The 19877-nt window shown below is 71.4% G+C and carries 17 protein-coding genes and 1 pseudogene; all 18 read right to left on the bottom strand.

What is annotated here, in order from left to right; all coding sequences use genetic code 11:
* Window positions 1-51: 51 nt before the first annotated feature.
* The 18 genes and pseudogenes from OG985_RS00090 to OG985_RS00005 all read right to left on the bottom strand — a co-directional run bounded on the left by OG985_RS00090 (window position 52) and on the right by OG985_RS00005 (window position 18925).
* Window positions 52-570, bottom strand: a complete 519-nt coding sequence (locus OG985_RS00090) for a hypothetical protein (protein WP_371666365.1) — start codon at window positions 568-570, stop codon at window positions 52-54.
* 238 nt (window positions 571-808) lie between these two features.
* Window positions 809-1231 carry a hypothetical protein gene (locus OG985_RS00085; RefSeq protein WP_371666364.1) on the bottom strand — a complete coding sequence of 141 codons (423 nt, stop codon included), beginning with the start codon at window positions 1229-1231 and terminating at the stop codon, window positions 809-811.
* Window positions 1228-2103, bottom strand: coding sequence for a hypothetical protein (locus OG985_RS00080; protein WP_371666363.1), 876 nt, complete (start codon window positions 2101-2103; stop codon window positions 1228-1230). The genes OG985_RS00085 and OG985_RS00080 overlap by 4 nt, the downstream gene beginning before the upstream one ends.
* A gap of 85 nt (window positions 2104-2188) precedes the next feature.
* Window positions 2189-3031: a hypothetical protein gene (locus tag OG985_RS00075; RefSeq protein ID WP_371666362.1), complete on the bottom strand. Its 843-nt coding sequence runs from the start codon at window positions 3029-3031 to the stop codon at window positions 2189-2191.
* A gap of 251 nt (window positions 3032-3282) precedes the next feature.
* Window positions 3283-4755 carry a hypothetical protein gene (locus OG985_RS00070; protein ID WP_371666361.1) on the bottom strand — a complete coding sequence of 491 codons (1473 nt, stop codon included), beginning with the start codon at window positions 4753-4755 and terminating at the stop codon, window positions 3283-3285.
* Between the two features lie 47 nt (window positions 4756-4802).
* Window positions 4803-5426 carry a hypothetical protein gene (locus tag OG985_RS00065; protein ID WP_371666360.1) on the bottom strand — a complete coding sequence of 208 codons (624 nt, stop codon included), beginning with the start codon at window positions 5424-5426 and terminating at the stop codon, window positions 4803-4805.
* 87 nt (window positions 5427-5513) lie between these two features.
* Window positions 5514-7070 (bottom strand): ParB/RepB/Spo0J family partition protein, encoded by a 1557-nt coding sequence (locus OG985_RS00060; RefSeq protein WP_371666359.1) that lies wholly within the window; start codon window positions 7068-7070, stop codon window positions 5514-5516.
* A 441-nt stretch (window positions 7071-7511) separates the two neighbouring features.
* The gene (locus tag OG985_RS00055) at window positions 7512-8750 is read right to left on the bottom strand and encodes a DUF6573 family protein (RefSeq protein ID WP_371666358.1); all 1239 of its coding nucleotides are present in this window, start codon (window positions 8748-8750) and stop codon (window positions 7512-7514) included.
* 92 nt (window positions 8751-8842) lie between these two features.
* Window positions 8843-9454 carry a hypothetical protein gene (locus OG985_RS00050; protein WP_371666357.1) on the bottom strand — a complete coding sequence of 204 codons (612 nt, stop codon included), beginning with the start codon at window positions 9452-9454 and terminating at the stop codon, window positions 8843-8845.
* Window positions 9455-9534: 80 nt separating this feature from the next.
* Window positions 9535-10440 carry a methyltransferase gene (locus OG985_RS00045; protein ID WP_371666356.1) on the bottom strand — a complete coding sequence of 302 codons (906 nt, stop codon included), beginning with the start codon at window positions 10438-10440 and terminating at the stop codon, window positions 9535-9537.
* A 133-nt stretch (window positions 10441-10573) separates the two neighbouring features.
* On the bottom strand, window positions 10574-11746 hold the full coding sequence (locus OG985_RS00040; RefSeq protein ID WP_371666355.1) for a hypothetical protein: 1173 nt from the start codon (window positions 11744-11746) through the stop codon (window positions 10574-10576).
* Between the two features lie 57 nt (window positions 11747-11803).
* Window positions 11804-12448: a hypothetical protein gene (locus tag OG985_RS00035; RefSeq protein ID WP_371666354.1), complete on the bottom strand. Its 645-nt coding sequence runs from the start codon at window positions 12446-12448 to the stop codon at window positions 11804-11806.
* Between the two features lie 50 nt (window positions 12449-12498).
* A pseudogene (locus OG985_RS00030) lies at window positions 12499-12621 on the bottom strand (LPD29 domain-containing protein); the annotation flags it as partial.
* Window positions 12622-12726: 105 nt separating this feature from the next.
* On the bottom strand, window positions 12727-12984 hold the full coding sequence (locus OG985_RS00025; protein ID WP_371666353.1) for a hypothetical protein: 258 nt from the start codon (window positions 12982-12984) through the stop codon (window positions 12727-12729).
* A 93-nt stretch (window positions 12985-13077) separates the two neighbouring features.
* The gene (locus tag OG985_RS00020) at window positions 13078-17112 is read right to left on the bottom strand and encodes a DUF3560 domain-containing protein (RefSeq protein WP_371666352.1); all 4035 of its coding nucleotides are present in this window, start codon (window positions 17110-17112) and stop codon (window positions 13078-13080) included.
* Window positions 17113-17235: 123 nt separating this feature from the next.
* Window positions 17236-17880, bottom strand: a complete 645-nt coding sequence (locus tag OG985_RS00015) for a hypothetical protein (RefSeq protein WP_371666351.1) — start codon at window positions 17878-17880, stop codon at window positions 17236-17238.
* Between the two features lie 120 nt (window positions 17881-18000).
* Window positions 18001-18285 (bottom strand): hypothetical protein, encoded by a 285-nt coding sequence (locus OG985_RS00010; RefSeq protein ID WP_371666350.1) that lies wholly within the window; start codon window positions 18283-18285, stop codon window positions 18001-18003.
* A 70-nt stretch (window positions 18286-18355) separates the two neighbouring features.
* Entirely contained in the window at window positions 18356-18925 is a 570-nt protein-coding gene (locus tag OG985_RS00005; protein WP_371666349.1) for a hypothetical protein, read from the bottom strand.
* Between the last annotated feature and the right edge of the window lie 952 nt (window positions 18926-19877).

Below are 19877 nucleotides of genomic sequence, written 5' to 3'. Positions count from 1 at the left end.
ATATGACGCTCTTGGTGGGTGGTTGTCAATCTCGCCGGCACCCAGAGCACGTCACGACCGGCTGCGGCGATGTGCGGCCCACTTCCGTTCGAAGTGCGGCACCTTCTTGTCCCGGACGTGGAACGGGGCGGTGACCATCAGTTCCTCCACGGTCGGAAGCTCCGGCCCGCGCTGTTGGACCCACGCCCGCACCCTCCCGTAGCGCTCGTCGACCTCGACGGGGACGCCGTGCCGCTCCGAGACGCTCTGCAGCCTCCGGCCGAGAGCGGATGCCCGGCCCACGTCGACTCGCTCCACCGAGCGCATCGCTCGCCCGCGCCGGGTCGGGTCCGCCTTCGCGACGGGCAGGATCCGGCGCACGTGGTACAGCGCCCACGGGCAGGCGAGCTCCTCCTTGAAAGCGGCGAGCACGGGCCGGTCGGCGGCCCGGTCAGGGTCGAACTGCTCCAGCAGACTGCGCCGACCGAACAGCCTCGCCTGCGGGTTGAGGCTGACCGAGGTGTACTCCAGGCGCAGCACTCGTCCGGCGATGTCCGGATGGGCGCGCATCCGGTCCAGGTGCGCATCCATGGCCCCCATCGACACCGGGAAACAGCAGAAGCTGCAGTAACTCTTCTCCCACCGCACCCCGAACCGCTCGTACAGGAACGCTTCGCACCGCTCGCGCCCTCACCCCCAGACGATCAAGGGGTACACGCCCTGGCGCAGCGGGTTCTTGTTTGCGGCCTCGTCCCGGCGGCTGCGGCTGACCTCGTCGGCGTTGAACCCCATCACTTGCCTGAACGGCCGTCGCCGATCTCCTGGGCGATCAGCGCGTCGCCGACCTCCCCTTGGCATGCAGGCTGCAGAGCCGGATGCCGCCCTGCTGGGGAACGGTGCCGCCTGTCTCGTACTCGTCCCACAGCGCCCAGGGCCCGCGCTCGATGATCCGCTCGGGCTGGCGGGAGTCGTCCATGACCGCGATCTCCAACGAGCGGCTGGCCCGGGAGACTTGAACGAGCCGGACCCGGTGCTCGCGCAGGAGCGGCAGCACGTACTGAGCGGCGTGGGCGCGGGTGGCCGGCCACTCGTCCCCGGTGAGTTCGTGGAGCACCATGGTGCGGGCCAGATCGACTCCGTGGGCGGACGGGTCCTCCAGCATCTTCACCAGGTACGCGGTGCTGTCGACGCCCAGGCCCCAGTTGATGACCAGCTCGACATCGGCGCTGCCGGTGCGGGGTGCGGCGGTCATGCGGCCGCACCCACTTGATCGGCCTTCGGGTACGGGTAGGAGGTGGCGGTGAGCCGGCGGCCGGTGCGCGGCCCGATGTAGGCCGCGTACTTGTGGTTGCCCCCGTGGGCTACGACCCGCGCGCCGACAGCCTGCCGGGCCTCCTCCAGCCACCCCCGGCCGGGCTCGCCCTCGTCACGGGGGCGAGCGCCGAGGGCGACCAGGCGCCGCTCGACACCGCCGCGGCCGCGCTCGCCGTTGCGGACCTTGGACATCGCGCGGTCGTGGAGGACCGAGCCGTCGGGCAGCATGGTCAGGCGCCGCGGACGTGTCTTGCCCAGGTAGTCCATCCCCTTGGCCTGGTAGATCGTTCCGTAGTGGCCGGGAAAGATCGTCTCGGGGCCGTGGGCGGTGAGGCGCGTCCTGGGCTCGGAGTCGCTGTGCGCGACGACGCCACGCACTCCGCGGGCGGCCGCCAGGCGGAAGGCGCACGCCTGCGCCCACGTCTCCGCGTTCGCCGGGATCTCGTCGAGCAGCACCAGCCGGTTCAGCTCCAGGCTCTCCTCGTACGGGGTGAGCCGGCCGAACACCGAAGTGAGCACGGCGACCTGGGTCGGGATGCCCAGGGTGAGTACCCCCACCAGGCTGGTTTCCGGGGGCGCGGCGGTGTCGATGAGGCCGTAGGCGAAGCGGACGGCGGGCCACGAGCCGCTGTAGTGGTGGGCGCGTACGAAGGCCTTCGCCGTGTGGACCAGCTCGTTCGGCATCTCGCGGACGCGGTAGCGAGCGGGATCGAACCCGCCCTCGCTGGTCGGCCTCCAGCTGTGCCGGCGATGCTTCCACCGCTGGCAGACGGCGCCGAGATCGAGCGGGGGTTGCTCGTAAGCAGACATCAGGGTGTTCCCCTCAGGTCGGTGAGTTGGTGAAGGAGGCCGGTCCCGGGGTTGCCGCCCCGGGACCGGCACGGCCGGCGGTGGGTCAGGTCGTGGTGGGGAGCATCAGCTGACGGGGGGCGTGCAGCACGTCCAGGACGCGTTCGCGCCAGCGCATCGCCCAGTGCACGCAGTTGGAGCAGCTCCTGTGCTTGCCCTCGCACTGGGGCAGAGGGTCGTTCCAGCGGGCGTCACGCGACCACGCCAGAGAGTCGGCGGAGGCCAGGTACTCGGCGCACGTCTCCAGCGCCTGGGTCTTCAGCCCGAAGCCGTGCAGGCGCAGCCCGGAGGTGGCCACCGTGGCGAGGACGGCCTGAACGTCCTTGACCGACTTGCGGCGGCACACGGAGCCGACCCCGACCAGCGGATAGTCCGCCAGCCGTACACCGCGCTTGTCGTACAGGTCCAGGCAGGCTTCGTAGTCGGCCGGCCGCCAGCCCTGGACGGTCGGGATGATGTCGACGCCGGGGTCCTCGGCCATCAGGTCGACGAAGTTGCCCACGGTGCGGTCGATGTGCTCGTGCACGGACAGACCGGTTTTGGCGATCATGTCGGGCTCGCACATCCAGTCCTGCGGACCGGCCCAGACCAGGCGGCCGATCCCGTCGCGGACCTGGCGCAGCTCGCGGACGTAGGCGTGCGGGCCGATCGTCCAGCCGCCGTGGTTGTCGAGTTCGGAGAAGGCGCCCGAGTCGTACACCCAGGCCTCGGCGGCGCGCGGCAGCGTGGCACGGCGGGTCAGGGCGGAGCGCGAGACGCACATGGGAACGGCCCAGGTGGACAGCGACTTGGCGTGGTGTCCGCCGAGCCAGAACATCGGCCCCTCGGGCGGCGAGTCCCCTGGGTGGAAGCCGAGGCCGTACTCGCAGTGGCAGACGCAGCTGCCCATCGTGCAGAACCCGCAGTCCAGGCACTGTTCGTGGTAGCAGTGCGTAGCGGACGGCGGGCGTGCAGGTGCACGTCTCGGGATACGGGGTGTACACCGGCGGGGCCGGCATCGGGCGGGCTGGGGCGGTGAGGACGGCGTTCACGGGGGTGTCCTTCGAGTTGGTGAGTGGGGGGCCGGTCCGGGGTTGCCGCGCCGGACCGGCGGTGGGGCAAAACGGCGAGCGGGCGTGGCTGACGCGGTCGGTGACCGCGTCAGGTGTCCGCGCTGGGCGGGTCGCGGTCCCAGGGACCGAGGACAGCCCGCGGCTCCTTCGCCCCCTGTGCGCGTTCGCGTCGCGCGGCCTGCAGCAGATCGAGGATCCGCCGGCCCTTGACCTCCGCCTGGTGGCGCAGATCTGCGGGCATCTGGACGGGGAGCACCACCCGCCGCGACCGCAGATCGACCTCCAGCGTGACGGTGCGCACCAGGGTGCGGGCCTGCTCCTGGCCGGCGTAGAGGTGCAGCCGCGCCTCGACCCGGTGGTCGACGGGGGTGAGCTGTACGTACTCGTTGCCCCAGGAGAAGTCCGCGACGTCGGGGGAGAGCCGCACCCGGGCGGGAACGGTCCGTCCGGTGGGCACGTTGCGGTCGTTGAGCGGGGCGGTGGGGTCCTTCTCCCGGCACGTCACGTGCTCGTGGAAGGGGTACCAGCCGGGCCCGTAGAAGACGGCTCGGGGGTCCAAGGCGTAGGCCCAGTTGCCGAGTTCCAGCTTCACGCCGTACGCGTAGGCCTCGTCCTTCGGGGCGACCTTGAGGTCCAGGGACGGGACCTCGTGGGGAGGCCGGGCCGGGGCGAAGTCGGGTGGTGGGGGCAGGTCGGCGGGGAGGAACGTCGTGCGGGTGTTGCCCAACTCGTCCGGGTCGAAGGCGCCGTCGCCCACCACCTTGCGGACCAGACGGGGGACGGCGCGCTCGCGCGGGGTGACGCGCAGGGCCACGGCCGAGCCGTCGGCGGAGATCAGTGCCTGGAAGCCCCAGTCCGGCTGTGCCGCGCTCAGGTTGTGCTTGACCTCGCGCAGCGCCCGGGAGATGCGGCGGCCGAGCGGGTCTTCCGGGTCCATGCGGCGGGTTGCGGGCAGGATGAGGGCGGCGTCGGGGTGCCACTGGTCGGACAGGACCTGCCACGGTCCGGGCTGCAGCAGCGAGGCGACCTGGCCGGCGAGCTGCTCGGCGTCGGTCAGCTCGCGCAGGACGGCGGCGGTGAGGCGGGCGGTGGACGGCGCGTCCCACGGGCCGCCCAGGACCAGGCTGAGTCCGCTGCCGGGGCTGCCCAGGGTGACGCTGAGCCGCCTGCCTTCCAGCCAGGCTTCCGCATGCCCGAACCGGACGAACAGTCCCGGCTCACCGGGCCGTTGGAAGGGGGAGCCGGTGGTGAGCAGGCGGGCAACGGCCTCCAGGGGCGGGCGGGCATCGCGGGCGTCGGGCAGGGCCGGGGCGTAGCGGGTGACCGTGTCGAGAATGCGGGAGGTGACGGGCGTCGGGGTGTGGGCGCTGATCCGGGCGGGGCCGGTGGGCGACGGCGCGGCCAGTGCGGCCTCAAGCTGGCCGTGCCGCTCGCGGGTGCGCAGGGTCAGCCGGTAGCCGCCGGGCAGGTCGGCGCGGGTGCGGTCACGGCCGCGCAGGCGGTGTTCGACGATGGTGTCGGAGATCGCGTAGGTCGGAGAGGCGGGCTCGAACTCGTACATGGCGCAGGCCTCCAACGGCGGCAGTCGGCGGGGGTGTGCGGGTGCGGTCAGCGGGTGATGCGGGACCGGGCGCGGTCGGCCTGGACGTGGACGGCATCGGCGTGCGCGGCGGCGCGGACCTTGTCGGCCCACTCGGCGGCGCGCTGGGCCAGTTCGGCAAGGCGAACGAAGGCGGCGTCCTGGTGCTGGCGGGCGCGGTCCATCAGCGCCGCGTGTTCGGCGGTCAGCTCCTGGGCGGTGTACGCGGCGATCGCTTCCACGCCGTGGCGGCGGGTGACGCGTCCGAAGGGGCAGGCGCCTTCCTCCTGCTCGATGACGGCGAGGTCGGCGGCGGGCCAGCCGGTGTCCTCGTCGCGCGGGCCGAGCTGGATGTCGAGCACGCACACCGCGTCCGCATCGTGCAGGCCGTCAGCCTGGTAGCGGATGTGCGGCCGGGGCACGGGACCGGTCTGGCGTTCGGTGTGCGCGCGCCACAGTTCGGGGGAGGGGTCCTCCTCGTCCTGGTGGAGGCGGTGAAGGTAGGAGACCAGGGCGGGCAGCTGCCAGGCGGGGGATCCGAACGGCGCGGCCGGCATGGCGAGACCGGCCCGCGCGATCAGACCGGTGTGGTTGCTGACGGCGGCCTGGGCGACGAACAGAGAGGTGTTGATGCGGAGTTCGGAACGGAGCATGGCGAGGCCTTCCGGGCGGGCAGCGCACAGAGAGCGAAGGGGGAGGGGGCCCGGGCCGGACCTATCAGGTCCGGCCCGGGCAGCAGGTCAGGACGCGTCCTCGGAGTCCTCGGCGCTCACGCCGTCCGGGTCGTCCGGGGTGTCCTCGTCGGCCTGGCCGTCGGTGTCGGCCGCGTCCGGCTCGCCCTCCTGGTAGGGCTCGTCCTCGACGATGGCCTGTTCGACGCTGGAGAGCGGGTAGCCGATCTCGGCGAGGAAGGACAGCCACGTGCGGGCGTCCTCGCGGATGTCCCGCAGCTCGTAGACGGCGGAACGGGCGGTGCTGTCGGTGCGCCAGGTACGGACCTCGCCCATGCGCTTCTCGAACGTCGCGGCCAGCACCGCGAAGTTCAGCAGGGTGAGCTTGGCGGGGGTCGCCGACTTGGCGCGCTCGGCGGGCTGGTCGTAGCCGGTCAGATCCTTGACCAGGTCCCGGCGGCCCGCGTCGCCCACCCACTGAGCCACCGGCTTGGGGCAGGAAAGGAGCTGCTCGGTGATGAAAGCGGCGAGTGGCTTCGGCGCGGTCTTCCTGCCGACCAGGTCCTTCAGCCACGCCTGGCGGGCCTTCTCGGCGGCGCGGTAGGCCTTGTTGCCCTCCTTGACGTACTCGCGCGACGGCTCCGACGGCTTGGCCGCACCCGCCGCCTGCGGCTGCTCCTCGGCCTGGTCGCCGTCCGCCTCGGGGGCGTCCTCCTGGGGCGGGTAGTGGCCGAAGCGGTCCGGGTCGGTGCAGAAGTAGTCCACCTCGCCGGGCTCGCGGGGGTTCTCGGCCCAGGTCGCCACGTGGCCGGGGCAGTCGGCGTGCGCCTCGGCGCTCATGGGCTCGCCGTCCGGGCCGTCCAGCTCGCTGAGCGGCTCGGCGGTGGTCGGAAGCGTGTCGCTGTCCTCGGCCAGCCGTACCCCGGCGGCCTGCAGCTGCGGGCGGACCTGCTCACGGGCGCGCTGCTCGGCGCGGTCGTCGCGCTCCCACTGCACCTGGAACTCGAAGCGGCCCTTGGCGTAGGCGTCCAGCAGCCGGTTGATGGCGTCGGCGTCGTCGTCGAACTCGCCCAGCACACCCAGCACTTCGAGGTCGAGGTCGTACGTACCGGCTTCGGCGAGTGCCGAACGGGTCCGCTCGCCGACCGACTTGGCGGTCTTCACCGCCTGGGACACGTCCCTGCGGGAGCGGCCGGTGAGCTCGGCGACCCTGGCCTGCTTCATGCCCGCGCCGACCGCGCCGAACAGGGCGTCGGCCTGCTCCAGCTCGGTCAGGCCTCGGCGGTAGTCGTCGTCGTTCTCGATGAGCTGGTCGATGAAGTCCTCGCCCGCCTCGCGCAGGGAGGGGTCGAGCACGTACGCGGGGACCTCGATCGCGTCCTGCTCCGCCTCGGTCTCCTTGGTGGCCCGGGCGGCGAAGTAGCGCCGGTGGCCCATCTTCAGCTCGTAGGTGTCCTCCCCGAGCGGGAGGACCACGACGGGGACCTTCACGCCGTTGGCCGCGACGGACTTGAGGAACTTCTCGTCCAGGTTGAGGTCCTGGCGGACGTTGTTCTCGTTGACGCGGATCTGGCCGAGCCGCAGGGTGGCCCGCTGCATCGGTGTGGTGGTTGCGGTGTCGCTCACGGATTGCTCCTCGTGCGATCGGTTGGTGTTGAGCAAGTTGCCGCTTGCTCGTGAAATCAATTATACGCCATTTAGGGAATGGGGCAAGGCCTTTTATCCCTGGTCGGCTGGGGTGTGATGCTGGCGGATCTCCTTGGCGATGCCCTTGGCAACCGCCTCGCTGTCCTCGGGGGTGTGGACTTCGCGGAACACGGCGATGGGGCCAAGGGGGTTGAGGCTTGCCCACAGGCAAAGCTCGCCGCGTTCGTCGACGTGGAGCGCGTACGGTTCCGCTCCCGGGGCGTCCAGGTGGCCGGAGGCTTTTCCAAGGGCCGGCGGTGGCCGTCCAGTTGCCGCCGAGGATCTCGGCAACGCGGTCGGCGACTGCTGCGGGGGTCGTCATCGGGGCTGGTCCTTCAGGGCCGGGCCCGGGGGCGGTGCGCCCCCGGCCTGGCTAGGTGATCAGTCCTCGTGGGGTTCCATGATGGTGATCACGGGCTCGCCGTGGTCGCCGGGCCCGATCGCGCAGACGAGTTGGACCGGGCGGGCCTGCCGGGTGCGGCCGTCGCGTGGCACCCGCCGTAGGTCGACGGTGACCTGCCCGCCGCCCCGCCGCCCCGCCGCCCCGCCGCTGCGCCGGATCGCGTGGCGGGTCATGGTCAGCACGTCCCACAGGCGGCCGCGCTCGTCCTGCGGCACCTGCCGCTCGCTGTCGCCGTCGTTCCAGGCCACGCAGCCTTCCCATACGGCGCTGGTGAGGGCGACTGGAACCCGGAAGCCGGCCTCCCGGGCCAACTCGGCGTCGGCGGCGACCAGGACGCCGTCTGCCAGGGCCCGGGCGCGGGTGTAGATGTGGATGTGGATGAACTCGTCCGCGTCGGCCAGGGGGACCGACCGCATGGCGTCGTCGCTGACGTCGGGGTCGTCGGTGACGGCTGCGTCGTGCAGAACCGCATCGATGCGGGACAGCGCGCTGTCGCTGCTCACCCGCTCTTCTCGCGGTGAGCCGGGGCGGTGCCGGGCGGGCTGCTGCTCGTGCGGGGAACTGTGGCTGTGGTCGGCCGATGCGGGGCCGGTGGGCGGCTGGGCGGCGTCCTCCTCGGCCACCATCGCCGCGTGTACCTTGAGCACCGTCCCCAGGGCCGCAACCCTCCCGGTGTCTCCGGCGGTCACGGCCTCGGCCCGCTCCTGCTCGAACGCGTCCCGGATCTGCTCGTGGCTGTAGCCCTGGGCGAGCTTCACGCGGACGGTCTTTCCCACGAGATCGACCGCCAGGGCGGGCAGATGACGGGGCAGGCGGTCATGGCCCGGCACACCGGATGCCCGCGTGCGCCGGGCGAGCCTGCGAGCCGCACTGCGGTCCTGCGCGCTGGCCGGTCCGGCGGCCTGGTGCGCGTGCCCAGAGCCGGGCGCGGCGGTGGGAGCCGCGGGAACCTCGGCGGCCGGCGCATCGTCCGCCGGGGCGGCGGGGGCCTCGGCGGTCAGTTCGTAGAACCGGTTGGAGTGAACGTGGACCGTCCACTTCTGACCCGGGGTGTCCTCGGTGAGCCGGGCGCGCGGCGTGGTCTCCCACGCCTCGAATGCGCGCGCCGGGTCGACCGGCAGCATGTTGCCGCTGTCGGAGTCGTAGGCGCGGCAGGTGCGGGCCGCCGTGCGGATTTCCGCAACGCGCTTGGTCCAGTTCCGGCGGATCGTGGTCATCGCGGTGTCCTCATGATTTCGAGTGGTGCCAGATGAGTTGCCGCTCATCCGGTAGGGGGCCGGGCGCCGTGGTCGGCGCCCGGCGGGACGGTTCAGGCCCGGACGGCCGAGTCGGCGGTGCGCAGGGCCTCGCGGGTGGCCTCCAGCAGCGGCGCGGAGATGCCGCCCGCCTCCAGGTCGGCGGCCGTGATGCGGCCTGCCTCCAGGCCGCAGAACAGGTTCCCCAGGCAGACCGACAGGGCGCCCAGCTCGTAGCGCAGGCCGTGCGGGGTGACCGTGCGCGCGCCCACCAGGAACCCGTGCCGGTCGTAGGGGGCGGCGTTCACCAGGTCGCGCACGGTTGGGTAGTCGTCGGAGGTGGACCCCCGGAAGCGGGTGGCCCGCAGGAAGGCCACCATGGCGCGGTCCATGCGGAAGGTGCCCGGCTTGGTGTGGTCGTCCTCGTCGGCGGCCTCGACCAGCCGCCCCACGGGCTTGGTGCCGGTCCAGCCGGAATTCGACGGGGTGGTGTCCCTGCCATGAACCTCGGCGTTCCGCACGTGCGCGTACGTGCTGTAGACGGTGGTGCCGCCAGGGCTGCGCTCCTCGTGTCCGGCCACCTTCTCGACCAGCCAGACCGGCTCCGAGCCGGGCCGGTAGGCGGTGAAGTCCTCCCGGTCGAAGACCAGCATTCCGGCGGTGATGTCGTGTCCGTAGGTGCCCATGTGCGGCTCCCTGTCTGCTCGGTGTGGGTCGGTCGGTGGCCGGTGAGCTGCCGCTCACCCGCAAAATCAATAATACACCTTCAGGGGAAGGTGTCCCCGCCGCCGCCGCCGTCGCCGAACCCGGCCGGCTGCGCGGCCCTGGGTGCCACACGGGCGTGCTCGGCCTTCGGCTGGTGCGGGCGGCTGGCCACGGCTTCCTGCGTCGCGCGGGCGGTGGCCTGCTCCGCCTGGGCCTCCAACTCGTCCTCGTCGCGGTTGTGCACCACGATTTCAACGGCCGGTGAGGCGTCGCGCCACTGGTCGCGGTACTCGTCCGTGGGGATGCCGGGGTTGGGGCGGAGCTTGATCCCGGTCTCGCGGTGGAAGCGCTCGTACGCGGGTGAGTCCTGCGAGACGAATCCGGTCTCGGTGCGGAACGGGGCTGACTCCCTCGGGATGATGAACGCCCCTCGCCGGGCGAGCGTCTCGGCGATCGCGATCACGTGGAACTCGAACAGCGGCCCTCGGTACCTGGGGGCGTTGCCGCTGCGCTTGATCCGCCCGAACGGCGGGTTGCTGATCGCGCAGTCAATCGGACCGAGGTTCAGGCGCGGAACGTCGAGCACGTCAGCACAGATCCACGTCGCCTCCGGCAGGACGCGCCGCCCGACACGCACATACTCCGGGTCCTTCTCCACACACACGATCTCGCGCGGCGGCAGACGCTCCCAGCGCCGGTTCCAGTAGTCGCGGGCGTGCCAGGCCAGGCGTCCGATGCCCGCGCACAGGTCGATGATGCGGTCACCCGGGATGACGTGGTGGAGTTCGCCGGCGAGCTCGGCCGGTGTGAAGAACGCGCCGTCCAGGGTGCGGCCCATGTTCGCGGACTCGTGGAAGTGGTCGAGAACGATTTCCCGCTCCTCCACGGTCAAGTCCCGTTCCATGTCAACCAGTTCGCACGCCCGGTGGTGCTGCTTGGTCTGTTCCTTGCTGAGCTTTCCGGCCATGACATGCCGCCTTTCGCGGTGGTGAGGGGGAGAGGTTCTGACGCGGGTTGTCCGGACCGCTGCAGGGCGGTCCTGTGTCCGAGGGGGAGCCATGACGACGGCGTCCGCGCTGCGCGCCATCAGGAGGCGTTCGTCAGGTGTCAGTCGGCGGCTGGAGGTTGCTGCACCGGAGACCCCACCCGCGCGCGGGGTCGTGCTCCGCCACGTACCAACCGCACGTCCCGCACCGTGGCCCCCATGCCTGGGGTACGGCGGTGGGTTCGGCGACGTACACGTCTGCGGACTTCCAGGGGAAGCCTCGCGGGGCGAACCGCGCCGACCCGTCCGGCATGAGCAGTGCCCAGCCGTCCGGCCAGTCGATCGGGCCAGGGCGCGTGGCTTCGGAAACAGCCTCACGGACGGCTGCTTGCGTCCAGACTTGCGGAAGGCGACCGTGTCCGGTGACCCGGTACGCGTCAGCCGTGATGTACCGCTCCGGGTGGGTGATGATGACGCCGGAGTCGCGATCCGGCGTGAACGTGATCGCTGAATGCCCGTTGGTCTGGCGGTAGATGATCGTTTCGTCGTCTGTGATGGTGGCCTGGCTGGACAGCCAGAATTTGAGTGATCCGCCGAGGAATGCGCGTACCGCGTCGCCGCTGAGGTGAGGCCGACCGTATCCGGGGGCCTCCTGCACGGGGATGCCGGTGTCGTCGTGGTGGATGGTCTGCGTGTACCGCGCGTACATCCGCGCATCGCGGACCAAGATGCGCGGACGGGGCGCGCCGTCGTACCACTGCGGCAGCGGCACAGTCTCCAGCTCTGTACCCGGCAGCGGACTGCCGGGCTGGATCCATCCCGCTTCCTTGCCCGCTCGGCACATGGCGGGCGCGTCACGCACCCACGCGAGGAACTCGCCGAAACCGTCGGCATAGCGGCCGTTGCGCTCGGACACCTCTCCCCAGTAGGTGCCGCCGTACCAGACGCACCGGGCGGTGAGTTCAGCGACTGTGGTCGGCGTCGGGAACGCACCGGTCAGGGTGATCGTGCGTACGTGGGCATCTTCCACGATGCCCTGGGAGGTGACGGTGACGTCCCACCCGTTCGCTGTCGCTGCCTCGACAGGTGTGCGCGCCCGCGTGGGCAGCTCGGCGACTTCGGCGGCGGACGGTGCGGCGGGGCGGGCCGCGGGAGTGTCTCCGGTCGGCTCGACCCTGGGGCCGGCTCCGCCGTCCGTCTCCCACGCCTCGACGGTGCCTGGGTCGGTGACGGCGGCGCCCGGGTCCGGGTGATCGCCGGTGAGCTGAGAGGGGAGGTGTGTGGACATGGGGGGCTCCGCTCGGTGGGCCGGGCGCCTGGGGCGCCCGGCCGGTCGGGTGTCGGTTCAGGCGGTGGGGGTCGGCTCGGGCTGCGCCGTGGTGACGGTCAGGTTCTCGGCGCACAGGTCGGCGGCGACCACGTCCATGAACTCGGTGTCGGCCTGCTGGTCGCGGCTGCCGGGGGCGTACCAGTACTGGTTCTTGCGGTGCCACTTGAAGCCGTGGCGCTTGAGGACCTCGGCGGCGCCGTCGCCCAGACGGGTACCGGTGACTGTCGTCCCGTCCTCGCTCGTGTGCTCGAGGGTGAGTCCCTCCGTGCCGTCCTCGCCCTCCTCCTCGCCCTCCTCCTGGGCGTGCGCCGGACGGGGGGCCTGGGCGGCGGCCTGCTCCTTGGCGGCGGCCCAGCGCTGGGGCAGGACGACGTCACTGGCGATCTGCCACATCTGCTGCGGGGCCCAGTTCTCCTTGATGACGTGGCCGTCGATGACGCAGGCGTCGAGCATGCCGCTCGTGGGCGGCTCGGTGCCGTCGTGGGCCTCGGACCACAGGGCGGCGGCGGCCTTCAGTGCGTCATCGGAGACGTCCCGGTGGGTGTTGATGCCGTCGACCAGCGGCTTGCCGGTGACCTTCCGACCCTTGACGGTGACGGTGACCGTGTTGTCGGTGGACTCGTAGCGGTCCTCCATGCCGTTGAACTGCGCGCCCTGCATGGGGCGGTGTGCTCTTCGACATCGGCCGTGCAGGGGCCGTCGGTCCAGTAGACGGAGATCCACGCGGCGGCGGTACCGGTGCCCTTGCGCACACTGAACTTCACGCTGGGGAACGCGCTCTTCAGGCGGTTCCGGAGTTCGGCGGCCACGTCCTTGGTGTCGATGTAGTCCATGCCCTGTCCCTCTGCTGCGAGTTGGGTTGGTGGTGGGTGAGTTGCCGCTCATACCTGAAATCAATAATACGCGCTTACGGGGGGAGGTTCAACGCTTCCGCCGTATCAGTCGGCACTGAACACACATTCGCCGTTGACCGTGATCCGGATCGGGATCGTTCCATCCGGGCTGATCAGGTCGCCGGGTACCTCGCCGGTGTCCAGATGGACGGACACCACCAGGCCTTCACCGCAGCTCCAGTAGGCGTAGACCTGGGTCCCGCCGGTCTCCAGGCACGGCAACGTGCCCCGCTGCCTCCGGTGCTGGTGCAGAAACCGCGCGCTTCGGTTCAGGGTGGTCGCTCGGCGCTTGCTCAGTCGCATAGCTGTGCTTCCTCTGAGGAATCCTGGGAGGCGGCCGGCGCCGTGGGCGCCCGGCCATGGGTGGTCATGCGGTGGGGGTCGGTGTGGAGACGGTCAGGCCGGCGGCGATGGCGGCAATGAACCCGGTGTCGGGGAGGGCTCCGGGGTGATGTCGCGCGGGTCTGCTGGGATCGGCTCACCTGCCAGGGCGGCCCGCATCTGCTCGGCCGACATGCGCCCGCTCACCTCGTTGTAGGGGAGCGTGTACGTGCTGCCCTTGTGCCGGGTCTCAGCCGTTGCCGCGCGGGTGACCACGCGGCATCCATCGACGGCACCGACGGCGCCGCCGTCAAACGCGGCGTGGATGTGCGGCACGGTCACCGTCTTGGCGTTGACCCGGGTCACCTCGTACCAGGACCCCCGCCACTGCACGAAATCGCTCGCCACGAAGTCGGCCCGTCCCCACACCTTGAAGCCGCGCCGCTCCGCCTCCTTGATCGTCTCCGCCCAGTACGTCAGTTCTTCGTCGTACTCGGCCAGACGGCGCGTCAGCTCCTCCCGGCGCGCCTCGGACGGCTCGCGTCGCCACACATCAGCCGTGCGGCCCTTGTCGTCAACGCCGTCGCGCTCCCGCAGCACGCCGCGCCGCTCCGCCTCCAGCTTCTCGATACGGCGCAGCGTGCGCCCCGGGTTCTTCCGGTACCGCTCGTAAGCCTCCGCCGCCTGGGCGCGGTTGGCCCAGTAACCGGCCCGCTCGCCCTCGGCGATGCTCTTGCGCATCGCGTTGTGCATGCGCTCCTGGTCCCTGCGGGCGCGCCCCTCCGAATGGTGGCCCACCAAGATCGGCTGACCCATCCAGAACCGTTCGCCGATCCGGTCCGAGGCATCCCGCGCAGCCTGCGACGATGCCGCCGCACGTCCGGACCGGTCCGCGAACCGCTCCGTCCGCTCCTCGGCCGCATCCACGCGGGCGGCCTCCCGCTCCGCAAACGACATGCCCTCTTCGATCACCACAGCGCACGACAGGCCGAGTGCGCGCACCGCCTCCGCAGCCCGGTTGATCTTCCACCGGTCGGCGCCCTTGTAGCGGCTGCCGCGGATGAAGATCCCGGGGTTGCGGCGGTAGGTCCAGCCCAGCGGGCGCAACGCTTCCCACACCCCGTCGCCCTTGGCGGAGCCCTCAACGGTGGTGCCGTCTTCGTGGGTGTGCCGGATGACGATGTCCGCCGCTTCGGCCTCCTCCTCCGCCTCCGCGACGTCCCCGGGCAGGGTGAGCGCGCGCAGTGCCGCCGGAGTGTGCCCCATGACCCGTGCGGCGCACTCGGCGCAGCGCGGAGCACAGCCGGGCACGTCCCACAGCAGCACCCCGAACCCGCCACACGTGTTTGCCGCCGCGCAGTCACCGCGCCCGGCAGGCTTCACCCAGTCGATCGGCATAACCGCCGCAGCCGCGGCGACGGGGGCCGGGGTGTCGACGCCCGGCACCGTGCCGCCCTCTGCATCCCACACGTCCGCCCCGGACGGGTCGGACACCACGTCAGCCGCCCGCGCGGACACCTCGTCACGGGTTGCCGGCGGGGGGAGCTCTCCGCCGTCCCGCGCGAGCGCTCCGCCCTCGCCATCCCACCCGTCCAGGTCGACCGCATCGGCGTGCGCGTCCGGCCGCGCGTCCTCGGCCAGAACACCCGGCGCCTTGCACTGCTGGGCAACCGTGGCGTTCACCGCGTGGAGCGTCGCCACGGTGTCCAGCCGGACCCCGTCCACCCATGCACCCGACGCGGTCACGTCGTACAGACCGGCCGACCACACCGCGCGCACTTCCCCCGGAACCTTGCCCGTGGCCCGCCCCCCGGCGCGCACGGTCACCGTGGTGCCCTGGCGCTGCATTGCGACGGTCCACCCGTTCGCCGTCGCCGTCTCGGCGAACGCCACGGCAGCCATGGGCAGCCACACACCCGGCGCCGCCTCCGTCTCCGCCACGACCGGCGCACCCGCGTACCCGTTCTGCCAGTCCTCCAACTGAGCCGCCGTCGGCGCCTTACCCTCCGCCGGGATCTTCGGCGCGTTCCACGGCTGAACCAGGGCCTTGACCGATGCGGACGCCTGCCCCTTCTCAATCCCGCTCGTACGCCCGTGTGTCTTCTTCGACGGGAGGTCACGCCCGATCAGCGCTCGCCCCTCGTCACGGGCCGACACGGCGTCCGCGAGGAGATCCACGAACGCGCGACGCTCCGCCATGCCCGGTGCGTGTTCCATGTCCGGCGACACCTCAGCGCACGCCGGAAGCTCGAACATCACCGCCGCTCCGCCATCGGCCGACGCCCACGCCCCACGACCCGCCGGAATGTCACCGGCTGCCGCACGGGCCAGGAACTTGCGACCGGACGCCGCACGCTCCCCGGCCTCCCTGGCTTCCGACTCCAGTGCGGACAGTTCACGCTCACGCCACCGCACCACATCCCGCGCACCCTGGCGCCGCTTGTCTGCGGCCCACGACACCTCACGCGCACGCGCGGACCACGCCCCCGCCGTCTCCTCCGCAACCCACACATCCGGCCCCAGCACACCTGCCGACCGGCGTACTTCCTGGTGAAGGTCGTACGCATCCCGCCGCCACGCCGCGCACGTCTCCGCGTGCTCCTCCGCCACCGTCAGCCGCTCAAGCGCCACGGTCAGCGCACGGCGCGCAAGCTCCGTAAGCCACGCCCGCGACACCCGCACCGTGCCCTCATACGGGCCACGGAACGCTACCGGGAAAACCCCACCCCCGTTGCCGTGGCAGATCACCGGCAGCACCTCAACCGCGCCCCCGTCGGTCTCCCACCCGTCCACCCCGCCGGGGTCCGACACGACGTCGGGCAACACCGCCGGAACGTCCGGTGTCACGCCGCTACCGGCCGGAGCGTCGCCGGTCGGAACCTCGGTCTTCTCGGCCGGCCCCTCCCACCCCGGGCGGGTGATGCGCAGCAGGAACGCTGACGCCTGGGGCCGCAACCGCCCAGCAACCGCGCGCGGTTCCGGCGCACGCTCCGCGCACTCCTGAGCCGACGGCATGTCAAGCCCGAACCAGCGCACGACGGCGAGAGCGTCACGCGCTTCCCAACGGGCCGTCTCGACGTCGCCCCGCCCGTACGCGGACTCTGCCCCCTCTGCGCACTCTTCGGCCTCACGGACCGCACCCCGGGCGCTGTCGTACTGCTCGTCCGTCAGCCCGTCCCAATCGATGCGCTGAGCGAACGCACGGACCGTGTCGAGGGCAGCGCGCGCCATGCCGACCGACACGGCCGTCTGCGCGTTCTCCTCCGCCTTCTGCGCCGCCCTCTTCGCATGGATGCCGTACACGCGCGCCGTCTCGGCCGTCGCGCGCAGCACCGCCGCCGGACGCTCCGCGATCACGTACGCGATAGCGGCCCCCGTGACCTCACCCCACGTACCGCGCACGTCCCCCGTCGGAAGGGTCACGGTGTGTCCGCCGCCCGACTTGAAATGGAAGCGGAACGGGAACCGCTCACCGCACACGGACAGTTCCGACAGCAGGTCGGAGCGCCGGAACTCCCCCTCGTAACGGTCGCCCAGCGACCGCGCCTCCATCGCTTCCGGCCACTCCTCCGCCGCCCTACGCGCGCGCTCGACTTCCGCCACGGACGGCGCCTTATGGGCACGCTTTCGGGGGGCCGAGGTCTCCGCCGCGGTCTCGGCCGGACCGGGCGCCGGAGCGTCCGCCCGGTCCGGCGCGGTCGGCTGTGTGCGGGCGGTGGGCGCCTCGGCGGTCACCAGGTCCGCGACGGCGCGCCATGCGATGCCCTGGGCGGCCGTCTGGCCGTAGCGGGTGAGGGTGGCGCCGTCCCAGCGGTGTCCCCGGGCGGTGAGGCGCCACACGCAGCGCAGGACGGTTTCCCCGGCCTCCTGGCGGGCGGTGAGCAGCAGTGCGCAGTGTCCGGGCTGCGTCTGGACGGTGGCCGTCCATCCGGCCTCCTCGGCCTGGGCGGTGAGGCGGGCCAGGTTGCGGGGGAGGGCCACCCCTCGGGCGTCCGCCGTGTGGGGCTGGTCGGCGGGCGGGGCGGTGGGCGCCGGCACTTCGGCAGGGGTCGGGGCCGGCGCCTGGGCGGGGGCGCTCGTGCTGCTGGCGGGGCGCGTGGTCGCGGTCATGTCGGGTCACTCCAGGTCGGGTTGGTGCCGGGTGAGTTGCCGCTCACACCGGGAGGCAGGGCAGGGGGAGGCAGGGGCGTTCCCGCCGGGGCCGGTCGGGCGACCGGCCCCGGCGGGTGGTGCTCAGTTGCGGCGGTTCGGGGGCCGGTTGTCCCGGGGCGCGGTGTGGCTGGCGCTCGCGCCGTGCGTCGGGGCCTGGTCCGGACGGGGCACCCGCTCGGCCTGCCGGTACTCCACGCCCGGTTCCGGGGCCACCGGCTCGCCGGTCTCCGGGATGACGGTGTACGCCTCCCGGATCTCGTGCGCGGTGAGCGGCCGAAGCCAGAAGTTCCGGACCTTCCAGCCGCGTACGAACTCCGACCCGTCGGGGCCGAAGGTGCGCACGACCAGTCCGCCGGTTCCGCACCCGACCATGCCTGCCGCGATCACGGCGCAGACGCGCATGGATGCGGCCTCGTTGATGATCAGGGCGTCACCGATGACGGTGAGTTCCTGGCCTTCGGTGAGGTCACCGTGCGGCGTGCTGGCGCTGGCCACCATGTGGTGTGTCCCGTCGCCGAGAACGGCGTTCAGAAGGGACAGGTACGCGTCGGCGGCGCGGTCGAGCAACGCGTGTGCCGTGTCGGCGGCGGTCTGCGTCGCCTCGTCCGTCACGTCCTCGCTGACGGGGTCGGGCGTCCACCGCATCGCGTCAACGCCGAGATCCTCGCCCGGGTCGACGTTCTGCCCTTCGAGGCTCTGCCGTACGTGGTCCTGGTACTCGCTCATCGTTCCCCTGCCTTGGGTGGTTGAGTTGGCGGCGGATGAGTTGCCGCTCACCCACAGAATCAATAATACACCCTCGCGGGGGGTGATCGTCAACCCTCAATCACCCCCCGACCTGGTGAGTTACGGCGACTCCACCGGCGTCACGCTCGTACGAAAGAACGGGTTGCGGCTGAGGCTGAACGTCACGCGCTTGGTCTCGCCAGTGCTCTCGCGCTTGCCGTAGACCTCGACGCCGGTCAACTCGCCTTCGTCGTAAGTCACTTGCAACACGGTGCCTTCCCATACCTCGGGCCACGGGGCGGGCCGGTTCGCGGTCCTCGGGCGGGCGTAGGCGGCCAGACTCCGGGTCGGGTTGCGTTCGATGCGTACCCGCTGCCCCCGGCTGATCGGTCCTGTGGCGGTCATGCTGTCCCCTCTCTGGTGGCTGTGGCTCCGGGAGGGTGGGGCGACCGGTGGCCGCCCCACCCTGGGCGCGTCACTGCGTCCGGGCTGCCCGCTGCTCCTCGGCGGCCGTCAACAGCTCGTTGGCCCCGTGGCGGGCGTGGTCGGCCCGTACGCGCGCGGCCACGTCGTCGGCGGACGGCAGTCCGAACCCTCCGTCGCTGGCGAAGATGTCGTACGCCTCGCGCCACCCGCGCACCTGGCACTCGACAGCCGCGCGGGACGCGCACGCGATCGTCAGACCTCCGACGGTGACGGAAAGTGCGCCGATTCCGTCGGGGCTTACAGCCGCGCTGCGAGCCCGGATTTTGGCGCGACGGGGCGCGTCGTCCAGGATCACGAACGAATTGATGGTCAATTCGGGTTCGCGCAATTCTCCCGCGTCGACCTGCTCGGGAAAGATCCTGTCGAGCATTGCGGCGGCCTCACACCAGCCTTCCCACCAAACGCGCGCGCCGGTAGGGTGCCGGAATTCGATGATTGCCGTGGGGACCTTCAGAAGGGGAATGAGCGTCAGACCGATAGACGCGTCGGTCTCGTGCTCTCCAGCAAGGTGGATCGTGAGTCGGCTTACCGCGTCAACGGTTTCCGCTTCCGTGTTCAAGGGGGCTCCTCGTGTTGGTGATTGAGACTGAGTCAGGTTGCCGCCTGACTTCAAAATCAATAATACACTCTCCAGGCTTGGAAGGCACCCGAAACGCCGAACCTTGCGACATCTCTTGCGACATCTCTTGCGGCTACTCCTGCGCCTTCTCTTGCGACATCTCTTGCGCGAGCCCCTCGGGGAGGGGCGACGTATCCGCAGGTCAACCAAGGGTTTCGCGCGTGGTCGGGGGTCTGACATCCCCTCTGCTGCCACTTTTCCCGCGCCGGTTGAAGGATGAGTGAGGAATGGGTGCGGCGGTTGGGTGGGGTGGTGGGCTTCGGGGATTGGGGGCGGCCTGGTGTTGGTTGCGCGTCGGCCGGGGGCCGCCGCGCCGTGCCGTGCTGGCGGGCCCGGTGGACGGGCGAGGGGGTGGGGGAGGGGGAGCAGGGGCCCGGAGGGCTCCTGCTCCCGCCCTCTCCGTCCTCCAGCTCCCTGCCCTGCCCTCTCCGTCCGTCTCTCTCCGCCACCCCCCCCCCCGGGGGACGTCCGGCCGTTCTGCCGGAGGCAGCCCAACCCCCCACCCCCCAACCCCTTGAACCGGCGATGGGGCCCCGGAGGGGCCCCTATTGCCCTTCCCTCGTATTCCGTGATTTACTTTTCCCACGGAATACAATTCAAGTCCCCTCGGTTTTAAGGGAATCGGAGATTCCCCCAGAACCTCACCCCGGGAAAGGGCGCATGACGGACCCTCAACCCAATCCTCAACTCAAACCCGAACTCTCCACCCCCACAATCAAAATCAGCACCCGAATTTGTGCCGGAGGCACAAACCCTCTCCGCCCGTCTTTTCGTGCCGGAGGCTGCGGGGTTATGGAAATGGCCGGAGGCCAATTCCATAACCCACCGCCGGAGGCGGGTAATTCGCGCGGGGACGCGCGAAACGAGCGAAGCGAGTATTCGGCTGCCGGGG

This window comes from Streptomyces sp. NBC_00289 (assembly GCF_041435115.1).
Lineage (GTDB): Bacteria > Actinomycetota > Actinomycetes > Streptomycetales > Streptomycetaceae > Streptomyces.
Note: the sequence above shows the minus strand (reverse complement) of the source record. Positions and strands in the feature narration are given on the sequence as shown.